The organism is Devosia sp., assembly GCF_017307495.1.
Lineage (GTDB): Bacteria > Pseudomonadota > Alphaproteobacteria > Rhizobiales > Devosiaceae > Devosia_A.
The window spans coordinates 77,530-92,874 of sequence record NZ_JAFKHE010000014.1; the positions used below are offsets into that span (position 1 = coordinate 77,530).

At 68.6% G+C, this 15,345-nt stretch carries 18 protein-coding genes; 11 read left to right on the plus strand and 7 right to left on the minus strand.

All coding sequences use genetic code 11. The features are described 5' to 3' along the window. Nucleotide 1: 1 nt before the first annotated feature. The 3 genes from J0I99_RS05340 (at nucleotide 2) to J0I99_RS05350 (ending at nucleotide 1,589) form a co-directional block, all read left to right on the plus strand. Entirely contained in the window at nucleotides 2–595 is a 594-nt protein-coding gene (locus J0I99_RS05340) for a cob(I)yrinic acid a,c-diamide adenosyltransferase (protein WP_291392875.1), read from the plus strand. A 67-nt stretch (nucleotides 596–662) separates the two neighbouring features. Then, a complete protein-coding gene (locus J0I99_RS05345; protein ID WP_291392877.1) occupies nucleotides 663–845 on the plus strand; it encodes a hypothetical protein in 183 nt (60 codons plus the stop codon). Nucleotides 846–968: 123 nt separating this feature from the next. After that, complete coding sequence (locus J0I99_RS05350; RefSeq protein ID WP_291396370.1) at nucleotides 969–1,589, plus strand: sugar O-acetyltransferase; 621 nt, start codon at nucleotides 969–971, stop codon at nucleotides 1,587–1,589. A 137-nt stretch (nucleotides 1,590–1,726) separates the two neighbouring features. Here J0I99_RS05350 and J0I99_RS05355 read toward each other — a convergent pair whose 3' ends face one another. Together J0I99_RS05355 and J0I99_RS05360 are read right to left on the minus strand one after the other, a co-directional pair. Further along, a complete protein-coding gene (locus J0I99_RS05355; protein WP_291396372.1) occupies nucleotides 1,727–2,620 on the minus strand; it encodes a PfkB family carbohydrate kinase in 894 nt (297 codons plus the stop codon). A 2-nt stretch (nucleotides 2,621–2,622) separates the two neighbouring features. Then, a complete protein-coding gene (locus J0I99_RS05360) occupies nucleotides 2,623–3,282 on the minus strand; it encodes a TlpA disulfide reductase family protein (protein WP_291392884.1) in 660 nt (219 codons plus the stop codon). Nucleotides 3,283–3,303: 21 nt separating this feature from the next. Here J0I99_RS05360 and argH point away from each other — a divergent pair, with 21 nt between their 5' ends. The 3 genes from argH to lysA all read left to right on the plus strand — a co-directional run bounded on the left by argH (nucleotide 3,304) and on the right by lysA (nucleotide 6,948). Next, complete coding sequence (gene argH / locus J0I99_RS05365) at nucleotides 3,304–4,746, plus strand: argininosuccinate lyase (RefSeq protein ID WP_291396373.1); 1,443 nt, start codon at nucleotides 3,304–3,306, stop codon at nucleotides 4,744–4,746. A 135-nt stretch (nucleotides 4,747–4,881) separates the two neighbouring features. Beyond that, a complete protein-coding gene (locus J0I99_RS05370) occupies nucleotides 4,882–5,583 on the plus strand; it encodes a gamma-glutamylcyclotransferase (protein ID WP_291396375.1) in 702 nt (233 codons plus the stop codon). 108 nt (nucleotides 5,584–5,691) lie between these two features. Continuing rightward, a complete protein-coding gene (gene lysA / locus J0I99_RS05375) occupies nucleotides 5,692–6,948 on the plus strand; it encodes a diaminopimelate decarboxylase (protein ID WP_291396647.1) in 1,257 nt (418 codons plus the stop codon). A 9-nt stretch (nucleotides 6,949–6,957) separates the two neighbouring features. Here lysA and J0I99_RS05380 read toward each other — a convergent pair whose 3' ends face one another. Beyond that, nucleotides 6,958–7,368, minus strand: coding sequence for a response regulator (locus J0I99_RS05380; protein ID WP_291389999.1), 411 nt, complete (start codon nucleotides 7,366–7,368; stop codon nucleotides 6,958–6,960). Further along, nucleotides 7,368–8,327, minus strand: coding sequence for a DUF3426 domain-containing protein (locus J0I99_RS05385; RefSeq protein WP_291396377.1), 960 nt, complete (start codon nucleotides 8,325–8,327; stop codon nucleotides 7,368–7,370). The genes J0I99_RS05380 and J0I99_RS05385 overlap by 1 nt, the downstream gene beginning before the upstream one ends. 162 nt (nucleotides 8,328–8,489) lie before the next feature. On the opposite strand from J0I99_RS05385, the gene ftsE reads away from it, so the two are divergent. The 4 genes from ftsE (at nucleotide 8,490) to J0I99_RS05405 (ending at nucleotide 11,431) form a co-directional block, all read left to right on the plus strand. Further along, nucleotides 8,490–9,149 carry a cell division ATP-binding protein FtsE gene (ftsE, locus tag J0I99_RS05390; protein WP_291389997.1) on the plus strand — a complete coding sequence of 220 codons (660 nt, stop codon included), beginning with the start codon at nucleotides 8,490–8,492 and terminating at the stop codon, nucleotides 9,147–9,149. After that, a complete protein-coding gene (locus tag J0I99_RS05395; RefSeq protein ID WP_291389996.1) occupies nucleotides 9,142–10,080 on the plus strand; it encodes an ABC transporter permease in 939 nt (312 codons plus the stop codon). Before ftsE ends, J0I99_RS05395 begins: the two co-directional genes overlap by 8 nt. A gap of 62 nt (nucleotides 10,081–10,142) precedes the next feature. After that, the gene (locus J0I99_RS05400) at nucleotides 10,143–10,970 is read left to right on the plus strand and encodes a 1-acyl-sn-glycerol-3-phosphate acyltransferase (protein ID WP_291396379.1); all 828 of its coding nucleotides are present in this window, start codon (nucleotides 10,143–10,145) and stop codon (nucleotides 10,968–10,970) included. A gap of 116 nt (nucleotides 10,971–11,086) precedes the next feature. Next, nucleotides 11,087–11,431 carry a hypothetical protein gene (locus tag J0I99_RS05405; RefSeq protein WP_291394082.1) on the plus strand — a complete coding sequence of 115 codons (345 nt, stop codon included), beginning with the start codon at nucleotides 11,087–11,089 and terminating at the stop codon, nucleotides 11,429–11,431. 69 nt (nucleotides 11,432–11,500) lie between these two features. On the opposite strand, the gene J0I99_RS05410 is transcribed toward J0I99_RS05405, so the two are convergent. After that, nucleotides 11,501–12,052, minus strand: a complete 552-nt coding sequence (locus J0I99_RS05410) for a gamma-glutamylcyclotransferase (RefSeq protein ID WP_291396380.1) — start codon at nucleotides 12,050–12,052, stop codon at nucleotides 11,501–11,503. An 86-nt stretch (nucleotides 12,053–12,138) separates the two neighbouring features. Between J0I99_RS05410 and J0I99_RS05415 the strand changes: the two genes are divergently transcribed. Further along, nucleotides 12,139–13,146 carry a DUF2125 domain-containing protein gene (locus J0I99_RS05415; protein WP_291394084.1) on the plus strand — a complete coding sequence of 336 codons (1,008 nt, stop codon included), beginning with the start codon at nucleotides 12,139–12,141 and terminating at the stop codon, nucleotides 13,144–13,146. Nucleotide 13,147: 1 nt separating this feature from the next. Here the strand turns inward: J0I99_RS05415 and J0I99_RS05420 are convergent, their stop codons facing one another. Both J0I99_RS05420 and J0I99_RS05425 read right to left on the minus strand, forming a co-directional pair. Further along, entirely contained in the window at nucleotides 13,148–14,128 is a 981-nt protein-coding gene (locus J0I99_RS05420; protein WP_291396382.1) for a prephenate/arogenate dehydrogenase family protein, read from the minus strand. Next, the gene (locus tag J0I99_RS05425; protein WP_291396384.1) at nucleotides 14,128–15,231 is read right to left on the minus strand and encodes a histidinol-phosphate transaminase; all 1,104 of its coding nucleotides are present in this window, start codon (nucleotides 15,229–15,231) and stop codon (nucleotides 14,128–14,130) included. Before J0I99_RS05425 ends, J0I99_RS05420 begins: the two co-directional genes overlap by 1 nt. Between the last annotated feature and the right edge of the window lie 114 nt (nucleotides 15,232–15,345).

Sequence of the window (15,345 nt, forward strand, 5' to 3'; positions counted from 1 at the left end):
CATGGTGAAGCTCAACAAGATCTACACGAAGACCGGCGACGACGGGACGACAGGGCTGGTGCGCGGTCCGCGCCGTTCCAAGGCCGACCTGCGCGTCGAGGCCTTTGGCACCGTCGACGAGGCCAATAGCTGCATCGGCCTGGCGCGCCTGCACACCGCCAGTACGCCCAGGCTCGACCGCGTGCTGGCCCGCGTCCAGAACGACCTGTTCGACCTCGGCTCGGACCTCGCGACCCCCGGCGCCGATGCCGAGGGGGCGCCGCCTTCGCTGCGCATCCTGCCGGCCCAGGCGGAATGGCTCGAGCAGCAGATCGACACCTACAACGAGCCGCTGGCGCCGCTGACCAGCTTCGTCCTTCCCGGCGGCTCGCCGCTCGCCGCCGCCCTGCACGTGGCGCGCACCGTCACCCGCCGCGCCGAACGGCTCGTCGTCGACCTGGCCGAGCGCGAGCCCGACACCAGCCGCGCGGTGCAGGTCTACCTCAACCGGCTCTCGGACCTGTTGTTCGTCCTCGCCCGCGTCGCCAATGCCAATGGCGAGGGCGACGTGCTGTGGACGCCGGGCAAGTTCCGCGGTGACAACGGCAACGGCTGAGACGTTCACGCCCCGTTAACGACTCCGGCCAACGGCGCGTTTACCGTCTGCCGATAGACTGGCGGGGATGGATACCGACCTGACATCGCAACTGCTTGCCGTACGTGCGCTGGGCACGCAGCAATCGGCTGCCATGGCCGTGCTGAAGCGGCAGCACGAGATGGAGATGTCGCTTCTGCAGATGGTCGATCAGGTAGCCCGCAGCGCGCCGCCCCCGGGACAGGGCACGAAGGTCGACAAGCTGGCCTGAGGCTGAACCCGTGCTGAACGGTTCGGGCCAAAATCGTCCACCCCGCCAGATTCCGCGCTTTCGCGCCTGTCATCGCTACGCTAGAGCGACGCCAACTGCGGGGGGCCGCAGGAGGATTTGCCGATGGTCGACACCACCGGTTATGACAGGATGCGCCGCGGCGAGGTCTATCCCAACCCCGACTTCCATCTCATCGAGATGCAGGCCGAAGCGCGCAAGAAGCTCGATCGGCTGAACGCCGTTCCCAACTCCGACATGTTCAACCGCACCGTCATGCTGCGCGACCAGCTCGGCAGCTTCGGCGGCGGCATGGTCATGTCGCCGGTGACCTGGGAATACGGCCGGCACATCCATATCGGCGAGGGCGTGTTCATCAACTTCGAGTGCGTGTTCCTCGATGGCGCCGACGTGCGCATCGGCAACGGCTCGGTGATCGCCCCGCGCGTGCAGTTCCTGACCGCCGGCCATCCGATCGACCCCGAGGAGCGCGCCCTGCGCGACGAGGCCGGCAGGATCGTGGGCGGCAATGCCATCAACCGGCCCATCACCATCGGCGAGAACGTCTGGATCGGCGCCAACGTGCTGATCATGGGCGGCGTCAGCATCGGCGACGGCTCGACCATCGGGGCGGGCAGCGTGGTGACGCGGGACGTGCCCGCGGGCGTGGTGGCGGCCGGCAACCCGTGCCGGGTGATCCGGACCATTGCGAGCAAGGACAACGTGAAGAGGTCACGAGCAGCTTAGTGCGCCTGGCCGGTGCGGGTGGCTCCCCTCACCCTGACCCTCTCCCCAAAGGGGCGAGGGGACACTCTGCACCGGCAGTGCCACACCGCCCCCTCGCCCCTCTGGGGAGAGGGCCGGGGTGAGGGGCAGCCAAGCCCTCAGCCCTGCGCTGCCATGAACGCCTCGACCTCATTTCGCGTCGGGGCGCCCAGCCGCCCGCCGAAGCGGGTGCACTTGATGGCGGCGGCGGCCGAGGCAAAGGCGATGGTCCGTCCCATCGGCCAGCCTTCGGTGAGCCCGACCGCAAAGCCGGCATGGAAGACGTCGCCGGCCGCCAGCGTGTCGATCGCGTCGATCTTCGGCGCCGCCGTATGGCGGATGGCGGCGCCCTCGGTCCACCAGCAGCCATGGGCGCCGGCCGTCACGGCGACGAACACGCCATGCTCGTCGAAGAGGCGCCACGCCGCGCCTTCGGGTGCCTCCGCGCCGGTCAGCAGCTTCGCCGCGCTTTCCGAGGCAACGATGTGGCTGGCCTCGGGCACCAGCGCATCGAGCACGTCGCGCGGCGCCATGTCGGCATCGAGGATGCCGGGAATGCCGGCTGCCCTGGCGGCGGCCAGCGCCAGCCTGGCGGCCGCCGGCCAGCGCACGTCGGTCATCACCGCGTCGATGCCCTGCAGGTCTGGCGGGCCGTCCGGCGCCGCGGTGATCGTCGGATCATAGCGCGGCACGATGATCGTCGAACCGGTCTGGTCCATCAGGATCGACGAGAAGCCCGAGCGCGCTCCGGCCACCCGGCGGACGTGCGCGGTATCGACGCCCGCCTCGGAAATCTGTGCCACCAGCCGGTCGCCGATGCCGTCGTCGCCGGCCGAGGCCCAGAGCGCCGCCGCGCCGCCGAGCCGGACGATGCTCGCCGCCTGGGCCGAGGCCATGCCTTCGGCCACCTCCACCGCATCGAGCGGGATGATCTTGCCCGGCGCCTCGGGCAGGCGCTCGAGCCGGAAGATGGTGTCCATGGTCAGCGCGCCGACGCACAGGATGCGGGCCAAGCTCAGCTCCCGATCAGCGTGTCGATGACGGCCTTGCCGTCGGGCGAGTCCCACTCGGCCGGCCCCTGCAGGACGGCGAGCTCGCAGCCCTTCTCGTCGAGCAGCAAGGTGGCGGGAAGGCCCACCGCCACGGCCTGCTGCTTCAGCCGCTCGAACGCCGAAAAGCTCGAGTCCGCGTAGAGCGGCAGGTTGTGGAGGTTCTCGTCGGCGAGGAACTTCCTCGCCTTCTCGAGCCCGCCCTCGCCGATGTCGAGGTTGATCGGCAGGACCATGAACCGGTCCGAATTGTACTCGGCCGCCACCCGGTCGAGCGCCGGCATCTCGGCCCGGCACGGGACGCACCAGCTGGCCCAGAAGTTGACGAGCAGCTTCCGGCCGGCGAAATCGGCGATGGTCCGGGGCGCTCCCGCCTGGTCCTTGAACGCCATGTCGGCATAGCCGCGGCCCTCGCCGGTTCCGGTCAGCGCCGCGAGCAGGCCGACGGCGGCGGCGTCGATCTTCTGGCCCTTCACCACCTGCGCCGGGCACTGATGCGCCTGGGCCGGCATGAAGTTGCCAATCACCAGGGTAAGGACTAGTGCTACCGCCGCGCTGGCGAGGGCGATGAGCAGCACCCGCATCGGGCGCATCCGCCTGACCGGCGCCGGGCTTTGGTCTGTCATTTGCATACCGTTGGAGTTGAGATGAGCAATCGCATGTGGGGCGGCCGTTTCGCGACCGGACCCGACGCCATCATGGAAGAGATCAACGCCTCCATCGGCTTCGACCAGCGCCTCTACAAGCAGGATATCGCCGGTTCTATCGCACACGCCACGATGCTCGCGGAAGTGGGCATCCTGACCCAGGCGGATCGCGACGCGATCATTGCCGGCCTACAGGCAGTGCTCGCCGAAATCGAGACACAGAAGTTCACGTTCTCGCGTTCGCTCGAGGACATCCACATGAACGTCGAGAGCCGGCTGAAGGAAATCATCGGCGATGCCGCCGGGCGCCTGCACACGGCGCGCTCGCGCAACGACCAGGTGGCGACCGACTTCCGCCTCTATGTCCGCGACGCCATCGACACGCTGCTGGCCCAGGTGAAGACGCTGCAGCTGGCGCTGGTCAAGCGCGCCGAGGAAGAAGTGGCGACCATCATGCCCGGCTTCACGCACCTGCAGAACGCCCAGCCGGTGACCTTCGGCCATCACCTGCTCGCCTATGTCGAGATGCTCGGCCGCGACCACGGCCGCTTCGAGGATGCGCGCAAACGCCTCAACGAAAGCCCGCTCGGCTCGGCGGCGCTGGCCGGCACGCCCTATCCCATCGATCGCGACATGACCGCCAAGGCGCTCGGCTTCGACCGCCCGACCGCCAATTCGCTGGATGCCGTCTCGGATCGCGACTTCATCCTCGAGACGCTCAGCGCCGCAAGCCTGTGCGCCATGCACCTATCCCGTTTCGCCGAGGAACTGGTGATCTGGAGCTCGGCCCAGTTCGGCTTCGTCAAGCTTTCCGACAAGTTCACCACCGGCTCGTCGATCATGCCGCAGAAGCGCAACCCCGACGCCGCAGAGCTGATCCGCGCCAAGGTCGGCCGCATCATGGGGGCGCTCACCTCGCTGATGATGGTGATGAAGGGCCTGCCGCTCGCCTATTCCAAGGACATGCAGGAAGACAAGGAAGTCGCCTTCGACGCGCTCGACTCCCTGTCCCTCTCGCTCGCCGCAATGACCGGCATGGTGGAAGATCTGAAGGCGAATCGCGAGAAGATGCGCGCCTCGGCCAATGCCGGCTTCTCGACTGCGACCGACATCGCCGACTGGCTGGTGCGCGAGGCCAATATCCCGTTCCGCGAGGCGCACCACATCACCGGCCAGATCGTCGCGCTGGCCGAGCAGAAGGGCATGAGCCTCGACGGGCTGACCATCGAGGACTTCAAGTTCATCGACCACCGCATCGACAGCCGCATCCACAAGGTGCTGAGCGTCGAGAGCTCGGTCGCGGCGCGCAAGAGCTACGGCGGCACGGCGCCCGAGAACGTCGCGGCCCAGGCCGCACGCTGGAAGGAGATCCTCACCGGCGTGAAATCGGAGCCGGTCAGCGTGAAGAAATCCGGCGGCCATGGCGATGGCGGGGTGGAATAACGTCCGGCATCTCGTCGGAAAACACTGGCACCAGCGAAACGATGACGTTCGAGCGCAGGTCACCTCCCCCGTGCGGGGGAGGGACAGGGTGGGGGGTATCTTCCCGAACAATCCTTGGCGAATATGCGAGCTGCCATGCCCCCAAAACCCCGCCCCCTCCATCTCACCTCCGACCACGTCGCCCGCATCCCCGTCATCGAGGATCCCGGGCCACCGAACTACGCCTTCGTGAGGCTGGCGACCGATGCCGACTACGACGCGGAGGTCGAGCGCTGGATTTCGGCTGCCCCCGGGGATGACTTCTGGATCTTTGCCTACGGCTCGCTGATCTGGAACCCGGCCACCGATACGGACGCCGAAAAGATCGCCGTCGCCAGGGGCTGGCACCGCAGCTTCTGCCTGTTCGACCAGCGCTATCGCGGCAATCCGAAACAGCCGGGCCTGATGCTGTGCCTCGATCGCGGCGGCACCTGCCGCGGCGTCGCCTATCGCATCCCGGCCGCGCGCCTGCGCGAGAACCTGCACAAGCTGATCCGCCGCGAGATGAGCATGGTGCCCTCGGCCTTCCCGGCGCGCTGGATCAAGGTGATGACCGAGACCGGCCCGCTCACCACGCTCGCCTTCATCATCGATCGTCGCGACCAGCGCTATATCGGCGGCCTCAGCCTCGCCGAGCGCGCCGACCAGTTGGCGCAGGCGCATGGCTGGAAGGGCTCGATGGCCGAGTATGTGCTCTCGACGGTGACCAGGCTCGAAGAGCTGGGCATCCACGACCGCAACCTGTGGCAGATCCAGCGGCTGGTGGCGGAGCGGATCGAGCATCACTGGCCGCGGTGAAGAGGGCGCTTCTTCATCCGCCCCGGTCGGGCCGTCCACAACTCCAGCTTCCGTTTTCCGCGCCTTTCGCCTAGAGCTTCAGCCCTGACTTTAGGGGCGTGGACCTTGGTGCATCACTTCCAGTATCGCGACGACCGGCTGTTTGCCGAGGAGGTCGACATCACCGCCCTCGCCGGCAAGGTGGGGACGCCCTTCTACGTGTACTCCGCCGCCACGCTGCGCCGTCATGTGCGCGTGATGCGCGATGCCTTCCAGGGCATCGACACGCTCGTCGCCTATGCCATGAAGGCCAATTCCAACCAGGCGGTGATCCGGCTCCTGGCCCGCGAAGGCGCCGGCGCCGACGTGGTGTCCGGCGGCGAGCTCGAGCGCGCCATCGCGGCCGGGGTGCCGCCCGACCGGATCGTATTCTCGGGCGTCGGCAAGACCTTTGCCGAGATGCGGCGCGCGCTCGAGCTCGGCATCAAGTGCTTCAATATCGAGAGCGAGCCCGAGCTCGAGCGGCTGAGCGACGTCGCCGTGTCGATGGGCGCGACCGCCCCGGTCTCGGTGCGGATCAACCCCGACGTCGACGCCGGCACCCATGCCAAGATTTCGACCGGCAAGGCCGAGAACAAGTTCGGCATTCCGTTTGCCCGGGCGCACGAAGTGTACGCGCGCATCGCGGCGTTGCCCGGCGTGCGCGCCGTCGGCGTCGACATGCACATCGGCAGCCAGATCACCTCCATGCTGCCCTTCGACAATGCCTTCTGGCTGCTGGCCCAGCTGGTCAACGACCTGAAGGCGGACGGCCACGACATCCGCCACGTCGATGTCGGCGGCGGACTCGGCATCCCGTACCACCACGACCAGGACGCGCCGCCCGATCCGCTCGCCTATGCCGAGGTGGTCAAGCGCCATGTCGGCAAGCTCGGCGTATCGCTGGTGCTCGAGCCCGGCCGGCTGATCGTCGGCAACGCCGGCATCCTCGTCACCAAGGTCGAATACGTGAAGGAGGGCGGCAAGACCTTCGTCATCGTCGATGCGGCGATGAACGACCTGATCCGCCCCACCCTCTACGAGGCGCATCACGACATCCAGCCGGTGGTCCAGTCCAACCTGCCGCAGATCACCGCCGACGTCGTCGGCCCGGTCTGCGAGACCGGCGACTTCCTGGCCCAGGACCGGAAGATGGAAGGCGTCAGGGAAGGCGACCTGCTCGCCGTGATGTCGGCCGGCGCCTATGGCGCGGTCATGGCCTCGACCTACAACTCGCGGCCGCTGATCCCCGAGGTGCTGGTCGACGGCAGCCAGTGGCACGTCATCCGCCCGCGCCGGTCGATCGCCGAACTGATCGCCCTCGACAGCGTGCCGGACTGGGTGTGAGCCCTCGCCCTAGCCGGCGATAGCCTGCCGGGCCAGCGACACGATCTCCGCCGGACGGCCGTTCAGGGCGTCATCCACCTTCTCGAGCACCTGCTGCAGCGTGAACGGCTTGGGGATCACGTCGTAGATCAGCTGGTCGAGCCCATGGGCGCGTTCGCGCTGGTCGGCAAAGCCAGTCATCAGCACGATGGTAAGGTCGGGGAAGCTGGAGGCGACGTTGAGCGCGAGCGCGATGCCGTCCATCACCGGCATCTTGATGTCGCTAAGCAGCAGGTCGAAGCGACCCTGCTCATCCTCGATCACCTCGGAGGCGAGTCCGCCGTCCTCGGCTTCGACCACCTCGTGGCCCGCGTGCTGAAGCGCGCGGGAAACAAAGGCGCGCACGCCATCATCGTCTTCGGCAAGCAGTATCCTGGCCATCAATGCGTCTCGTTGGTGGTCGTGTTCGGGGGTGGGGCGGCGACCGGCAGCGCGGCCGGCGCAATATCAGTCCGCGGCCGTGCCCCGGCAAAGCCGAGCTTGAGCCGGGTCGCGGTGGCCGGCGGCGCGGCCAGCTCGGCGGTGAAATCGAGCGCTTCGCCCGGGGCGATGTCGCCTGCGGCCGGCGCGACGCTCCACTGGTAGACGGCCGTGCCCTGTGCATCGAGCAGGGTGACCACCACCGGCGGCACCGCGACGCGCCGCGGCTCGACCGTCCTGATCCTGGCGATGACGCTCAGCACCGAATCGTCGCCGCGCCGCGTCATCACGGTCGAGACGTCGGAGAATTCGAGCCCGACCACGTTCACGCCGAGCCCGAGCGCCGAATAGACCCCGGCCATGTCGGGCACCAGCCGCACGATCTCGGTGCGGAACCAGTAGCCGCCGGCCACCACTGCGAGCAGCAGCAGGACCGCGGCGAGCCGGATGCCGCGCAGCAGGCGCGCCGCCGGCAGTGCCTCGCCGATGGCGCGCTGGCGCTTGTCGAGCTTGCCGCGGGCGGCCTTTTCGGCGGCCGTCGGGGCGCGTTCCGCTGGCGCCGGCCCGGGCGCCTCGGCAACCCTGGGCGCGATCGCCGCCTTGATCTCGGCGATCGACCTGACCACTTCGGACGGCGGCGGTTCGCCGCCAGCCGCCATCCGCCGGATCGATTCGGGCAGCTCCGTGCCGCCGGATGCCTGCCCGAGCGCGTCGAACTGGCGGTCCAGCGCCTCCTCCTCGCCGGGCGCGAACAGCCGGTCCTCGTCGGCCCGCGTCGGCACTTCCGCCAGCCAGTCCTTGCTGCAGTGGGCGCAACTGACGCGGCGGCCCCGCGCGCCGAGCGTCTCGGGCGGCACCTGGTAGCGCGTGCCGCAATGCGGGCAGGCGATGACGACCGTTGCGGGCTGGAGCGAGTGCATGGTCCGACCCTAGCCGTGGGGGGGTTAAGTTTCCTCAAACCCGGCCTCCCACGAATCCCCCGGACCAACCAAGATTTGGGCTGAATTGTCGGCGAGAACGCCGTCTGTGGCGGGGGACCGCTGTTATGATGCCCTTCAACTGATTCGGAGCGGGTTGGCCCGGTGATCGAGTTCTCCAATGTCGGCCTGCGCTATGGGCAGGGCCCCGAGATCCTGCGCGATCTCAACTTCCGCATCGAACCCGGCACCTTCCACTTCCTCACCGGCCCTTCCGGTTCCGGCAAGACCTCGCTCCTCAAGCTCCTGCTGCTGTCGCTGCGGCCGACGCGCGGCCGCGTCACCCTGTTCGGCAAGGACACCTCCGCACTCGACCAGGACGCCCTGCTGCAGATGCGCCGCCATATCGGCATCGTGTTCCAGGAGTTCCGCCTGCTCGACCACCTGACGACGTTCGAGAACGTCGCGCTGCCGCTGCGCGTGCTCGGCGAGCCCGAATCGAACTATCGCGCCAATGTCACCGAGCTGCTCGAATGGGTCGGGCTCGGCGAGCGCCTCGATGCCCTGCCGGCCGTGCTGTCGGGCGGCGAGAAGCAGCGCGCCGCCATCGCCCGCGCCGTGATCGGCCGGCCCGACATCCTGCTCGCCGACGAACCGACCGGCAACGTCGACCCTGAATTGTCGCTACGCCTCGTGCGGCTGTTTGCCGAGCTCAACAAGATGGGCACCACCATCATCCTCGCGACGCACGAGCTGCCGCTGCTCGACAACTTCCCCTTTCCCCGCATGAACCTGCGCGACGGCGAGGTGGTGTTCGGTGATTGAGCTGAAGCTGCCCCGCTTTGCCGGCCTCGAAGCGCGCGAGCGCTCGGCCGCGATCGTGCCCGAGCGCTCGGTCGCCGGCCGCACCCTCGTGCTGCTCATCGCCATCATGACCTTCCTGTCGGGGGTAACGCTGGGCGGCGTCGTGCTGGTGCAGAAGTCGGCCATCGCCTGGTCCTCCGACGTCGGACGCGAGATGACCATCCAGATCCGCCCGATGGAGGGCGAGGTGATGGAGAGCAACCTGCGTACCGCCGTCGCCCTCGCCGAGGCGACGCCCGGCGTGGCTTCGGCGCGCGCCCTGACGCTCGAGGAGAGCCAGAAGCTGCTCGAGCCCTGGCTCGGCGCCGGCCTCGACCTCAGCGCCATCGACATCCCACGCCTCGTCGTGGTCCAGATGTCCGATCCGGCCGAGGCCGACATTCCCAAGCTCGAGCGCGACCTGCAGGCGGTGAAGGGCGCAAGCCTCGACACCCACGCCGCCTGGCGCCAGCAGCTCAACATCATGGCCGGCACCATTGTCGCCTCGGGCCTGCTGGTGCTGGCCCTGATCGTCGTCGCCACCGTGCTCGCCATCATCTTTGCGACGCGCGGCACCATGGCGTCGAACCGCGAGATCGTCGACGTGCTGCACTTCATCGGCGCCTCGAACAGCTTCATCGCCGGCGAGTTCCAGGGGCGCTTCCTCACCATCGGCTTTCGCGGCGGCATCTTCGGCGGCCTCGCGGCGCTGGCCTTCTTCTTCCTCGTCGGGCTCGCGGCCGGCTCCATGGTGCCGCAGGAGGCCGGCCAGCAACTGGGCATCCTGTTCGGCCGCTTCGCGCTCGGCATCGACGGCATGTTCGGCATCCTCGCCGTGGTGCCGGTGATCGCCGCGCTCACCGCCATCACCTCGCGCATCACCGTCCGGCGCTTCCTGCAGAAGACGTCCTGAGCCAGATCCCGCTTGCCCGGCTGCGCCCGGGCAGGCACCTTGCCGTCGTTTTGGGGGGACCAATGCCGATCGTCCAGGCGATCCGTTCGCTGCTGTTCTACGCCTTCTACTACCTGCAGACGGTGCCGCTCGCGATCATCGTCGGCGTGAGCGCGGTCGTCCGGGGACGCACCAGGTTCGGCTGGGCCCTGGCGCTCTACTGGATCCACTCGAACCTCGCCGCGCTGCGCCTGCTGGCCGGCATCAGGACCGAGGTCACGGGCGAGGAGAACATCCCGGACGGCCCCTGCATCATCGCTTCCAAGCACATGAGCGACTGGGACATCTTCGCCATCCTGCCCGGCGCTCGTCGGCCTGCCTTCATCGCCAAGAAGGAGCTGATGGACATCCCGTTCTTCGGCCAGGCGGCCAGGGCCTTCGACACCATCCGCATCGACCGCTCGCGCGGCGGCGAGGCCATCCCGCTCATGCTGGACGACGCCCGCGCGGCCCTGGCGCGCGGCGCGCGCATCATCATCTTTCCCGAGGGGACGCGGAAGGCGCCGCTCGATCCCCACGACTATCGCGTCGGCGTCGTGCGCCTCTACGAGGGCCTCAACGTGCCGGTGGTTCCGGTGGCGCTCAATTCGGGCCTGTTCTGGGGCCGCAACAGCCCGCTGCTGTGGCCCGGCACCGCCCGCGCCCGCTTCCTGCCGGCCATTCCACCCGGCCTGCCGGCCGAGGCGTTCCGCGCCCGCCTGATCGCAGCCATCGAGGGCGAGACCAATCGGCTGATCCTTGCCGCATACGATGACGGCCTGCGCCGCCCGATCGACCCGCGGCTGCGCCAGCGCCTTGAGGCGCTGAAACAGGGAACGCCCCCGGAAGCGGCCAGAACCACTACATCTTGACGGTCAGGCCAGAGGAAGCCATAGATATGGGGTCATGGAGACAATGCGCTTGACATTTGTCTCCAGTTTGTTCTATTTTTGTTCTCTTTCGTGCGGAAACCGAAGGAGCCGGGGGCATGGTGCCGACACTCGATCGTACGCTGCTGCAGCACGCCACCGCGCATCCGGTGAACTGGCGCGGCCGATCCGGCCGCTACTACGCGCTCGAACCGCTCCGGCTCGACGACTTCCGCTTCTGCGGTGACGAACTCTACCTGATCGCGCTCGGCCCGCATGTGCTGTGGGCCGGCGGCAGCACCGACCTGATCGAGGATGCCGTGAGCCGCGCCCGCTTCCGCCTTGCCATGGACTGCGCCGATCGCGTCTTCCGCGTCGAGGCCGCCCCCGACGCCATCGGGCGCCTGACGGTTCTGTGGGATCTCGAGGGCGCCGAGCCCGTGCTGGGCCTGAACGCCGCCTGACGCGGGCTGGAGCATTTCACGGTGGGGCTGCCTATCCCCGGCGTCATCTCAAGCGGTGAAACGCACGGGCTACGCGGTCTCCGCCACCGGCACGTCCACGCCATGCAGCGCCTCGACCACCTCGTCGAGATGGCGGTCGCGGATGCCCAGCTCGCCGAGCTTACGCGCCGTCTCCAGCACGTACTCGTGGTTGGGCCCCGACTCGCCCACCCCGGCCAGCACCAGCCGGACCTGCTCGGCGATGGCGAGCTTGCCGGCATATTGCAGGTGCCGCGTGTCGGCGAGGAAGACGAGCGCACCCACCGCCGCGCCGCCGACCCGCAGCGGCCGCACGGCCTCGCGATAGACGCCATTGTCCATCTCGCGCTCATGCAGGTAGGCGTGCACCTCGCCCCAGCGTTCCGGCGCCACCTCGAACGCCATGCCGCGGCACGAACCGCCCGGCATCAGCCCGAACACCAATCCCGGCTGCGCCGCGGTACCACGGTGGCGCTGCGAATAGACGCACAGGCGGCGATGCACGCCGCGCAGCAGGGCGGGTTCCTGCCGCACGAACTCGAACCCCGGCCGCCAGATCAGCGAGCCGTAGCCGAACACCCAATGGGTTGAAATCTGCGCCATCCGAGCCGGTCCGCCTTGCCGCGGTCACGTTCCTACCGATACGGTCCGCGCCGCGCAACGCATGCGCCGGAATGGGAGACCTGACTTTGCGGAAGTTTGCCTGGCTGTTGATCGCGGTGGTGGTCGTCGTCGCGGCCTGGACTACCGGCTGGTTCTGGGCCGCCGGCGAGGTGACCGGCCAGGTGCGGCTCCTCGCCCAGGCCGACGGCGAAGCCACGCCGAAGTTCGAGTGCGGCAGCTTCGGCGTCTCCGGCTTCCCGTTCCGCTTCGACCTCGACTGCGAGAACGGCACGTTGACGGACCAAGACCTGACCGTGAACTTCACCGGCCTGCGCGCCTCGGTGATGGCCTACAATCCCACGCACATGATCTTCTCGGCCAAGGGTCCGTTCTCCTACGACGACGCCTTCTCGGGCAGCCAGCGCCGGCTCGATTTCTCGCGGCTCGACGGCAGCCTCCGGGTGGTTCCGGCCGACCTGCTCAAGGGCCTGGGCGGTGAGGGCTGGCGCCTGGCGCGCCTCTCCGTCGAGACCGACGACATCGCCGTGACTGATACTGTCGCCGGCGACATCCTCGAGGCGAGCGCCAAGCACCTCGAGGCCCACCTGGTCGACATGCCCGACCAGTTCGACAAGGCGGCCGGCACCTCGGCCCTCGCCAGCTATGTCGCCGCCGCCGAGCTCAGCCTGCCCGGGCTGCAGGTCGCCTCGGGTAACCTGACGCTCGAAAGCCAGATCACCGGCCTGCCCGCCGATATCCGCGACTTCGGCAACCCCGACGCCATCCGCAACTGGCAGGCAGCGGGCGGCAGCGTGAAGCTGGTCAAGCTCGCCGGCACGCAGCCCAGCCCGGCCGAGAGCTTCGATGTCAGTGGCGAGGCCCGCCTCTCCGGCGGCGGCTATGTCGAGGGCCAGGTGGACTACAGCACCACGGGCGTGCTCGACCGGCTGAGCCAGTTCCTGCCGCCGGTACAGCTCGCCATGCTGAAGGGCGCCCCGCAGGCCGACGGCAGCTTCAGGAACACCGTGACCATCCTGGACGGCCAGATGAAGATCCTGACCTTCGTCTTCGCCCAGCTGCCGCCGCTGTTCTAGCCTAGGCGTCCTCGCCGCCGCCATGCTCGCGCACCGCGAATGCCGGCACGTCCTCGGGCGGCGCGACGACCTCGGGCTGGCCGTGCGGCCGGCCGAAGTCGACCGCTGCCGTCTCCTGCCCCGCGGTGATGATCGAGCGACGCACCGCCCGCGTGCGGGTGAACAGCTCCTGCATCCCCGGGCCATCGCCGACCCGCACCATGCGCTGCAGCCGGCTCAGGTCCTCGAGGAAGCGGCCGAGCATCTCCAGCACCGCCTCGCGGTTGGTGAGGAACACGTCGCGCCACATGACGGGGTCGCTGGCGGCGATGCGGGTGAAGTCGCGGAACCCGGAAGCGGAGAACTTGATCACCTCGGACTGCGTGTCCGCCTCGAGGTCGGCGACGGTGCCGACGATGTTGTAGGCGATGAGGTGCGGCACGTGGCTGGTGATGGCCAGCACCATGTCGTGGTGCGCCGCATCCATGCACTCGACATTGGAGCCGAGCGCCCCCCAGAACGAGACGAGGCGATCGACCGCCACCGGATCGACGTCCTTTTTCGGCGTCAGCACGCACCAGCGGTTGACGAACAGGTCGGCGAACCCCGCCGCCGGGCCGGAATGCTCGGTGCCCGCCAGCGGATGGCCGGGGATGAAGTGCACGCCTGCCGGCAGCAGCGGCTCGATCACCTTCATCACATGGCCCTTGACCGAGCCGACATCGGACAGGATCGCGCCCGGCTTCAGGCGGTCGCGGATCTGGCCCATCACCTCGGCATAGACGCCCACCGGGGTGCACAGGATGACGAGGTCCGCCCCCTGCACGGCCTCGGCCGCATCGAGCGTGTAGATGTCGCCCAGCCCGAGCGCCCGCGCCTCTTCGAGCGTCTCGGACTTGCGGGTCGTGATGGCGATGGTCTTGGCCAGGTCCTTGAGCCGGACGGCCCGTGCGATCGACGAGCCGATCAGGCCGATGCCCACAAGGGTGAGTTTTTCGAACATCAGCGTCCCCCCGGCGCGCCGAACGCCTCAAGCACCTCGACCACGGCGCGCATGTGCTCCTCGAGCCCGATGGAGATGCGCAGCCCCTCGGGAATGCCGTAGCCATGCATCTCGCGCACCATCAGTCCCTTGTCGCGCAGCGCCGTGAACGCCGCCCGCGACGTCGCCGCGTCCTCGAACAGGGCGAGGATGAAGTTGCCCTGGCTCGGCGGCACGCGGATGGCGTTGCCCGAGAGCGACGCCGTCAGCCACTCCCGCCAGCGCGCATTGTGCTCGCGCAACCGGGCCGTGAACGCGGTGTCGCGCGCCGCGGCCGCCGCCGCCGCCTGCCCCGAGAGCGAGACGTTGAACGGCCCGCGGATGCGGTTGATCGCATCGACGACATGCTCGGGTCCGTACATCCAGCCGACCCGCTCGCCGGCAATGCCCATCTTGGAAAAGGTGCGCACCATGACGACGTTCTGCGCCCTGTCGACGAGGTCGATGCCGACCGAGTAGTCGTCCGCCGTCACGTACTCGGCATAGGCGCTGTCGAGCACGAACAGGATGTCCGGCCTGAGGCCGGCATGCAGCCGCTCGACCTCGGCCTTGCTCAGGTAAGTGCCGGTCGGATTGTTCGGGTTGGCGAGGAACACCACCTTCGTGCGCGGCGTCACCGCCCGGAGGATGTTGCCGATATCGGCGCGATAGTCGGTTTCCGGCGCCATGATGATCTCGGCCGAGGCGCCGCGCGTGATGATCGGATAGACGTTGAAGCCGTACTGGCTCATCACCGCCTGGTCGCCGGCGCCGAGATAGACCTGGGCGAGCAGGTGCAGGATGTCGTCCGAACCGAAGCCGCACACGATGCGCTCGGGCGGAATACCGTGCACCTCGCCCAGCGCCGTGCGCAGCTCGCGCGACGAGCCCTCCGGGTAGACATAGAGCCGGTCGGCCAGCGCCTTGTAGGCCTCGATCGCCCGGGGGCTCGCGCCCAGCGGGGACTCGTTGGCCGAGAGCTTCACCAGCTTCACGCCGGCGGGCGTGTCGGAACGCCCCGGCACGTAGGGGGCGATCTCGAGGATGCCGGGCTGGGGAACGGGGCGGTCGGGCGTGTCGGGCATTTTCACTTGCGGGGCCGGCGAAATCGGGCCGGACCATAGGGGAAGCGGCCTGTCGTTGCAAAGGAATCCGCCCCGCATCCCGCCCGTGTTCTGCTAGTATGGGCCGGCATGGTG

Excerpts from the sequence above, each read along its gene's own strand:
- J0I99_RS05340 (WP_291392875.1), top strand. The coding sequence starts at position 2 with ATGGTGAAGCTCAACAAGATCTACACGAAGACCGGCGACGACGGGACG.
- J0I99_RS05345 (WP_291392877.1), top strand. The coding sequence starts at position 663 with ATGGATACCGACCTGACATCGCAACTGCTTGCCGTACGTGCGCTGGGC.
- J0I99_RS05350 (WP_291396370.1), top strand. The coding sequence starts at position 969 with ATGGTCGACACCACCGGTTATGACAGGATGCGCCGCGGCGAGGTCTAT.
- J0I99_RS05360 (WP_291392884.1), bottom strand. The coding sequence starts at position 3,282 with ATGACAGACCAAAGCCCGGCGCCGGTCAGGCGGATGCGCCCGATGCGG.
- argH (WP_291396373.1), top strand. The coding sequence starts at position 3,304 with ATGAGCAATCGCATGTGGGGCGGCCGTTTCGCGACCGGACCCGACGCC.
- J0I99_RS05370 (WP_291396375.1), top strand. The coding sequence starts at position 4,882 with ATGCCCCCAAAACCCCGCCCCCTCCATCTCACCTCCGACCACGTCGCC.
- J0I99_RS05380 (WP_291389999.1), bottom strand. The coding sequence starts at position 7,368 with ATGGCCAGGATACTGCTTGCCGAAGACGATGATGGCGTGCGCGCCTTT.
- J0I99_RS05385 (WP_291396377.1), bottom strand. The coding sequence starts at position 8,327 with ATGCACTCGCTCCAGCCCGCAACGGTCGTCATCGCCTGCCCGCATTGC.
- J0I99_RS05400 (WP_291396379.1), top strand. The coding sequence starts at position 10,143 with ATGCCGATCGTCCAGGCGATCCGTTCGCTGCTGTTCTACGCCTTCTAC.
- J0I99_RS05405 (WP_291394082.1), top strand. The coding sequence starts at position 11,087 with ATGGTGCCGACACTCGATCGTACGCTGCTGCAGCACGCCACCGCGCAT.
- J0I99_RS05410 (WP_291396380.1), bottom strand. The coding sequence starts at position 12,052 with ATGGCGCAGATTTCAACCCATTGGGTGTTCGGCTACGGCTCGCTGATC.
- J0I99_RS05420 (WP_291396382.1), bottom strand. The coding sequence starts at position 14,128 with ATGTTCGAAAAACTCACCCTTGTGGGCATCGGCCTGATCGGCTCGTCG.
- J0I99_RS05425 (WP_291396384.1), bottom strand. The coding sequence starts at position 15,231 with ATGCCCGACACGCCCGACCGCCCCGTTCCCCAGCCCGGCATCCTCGAG.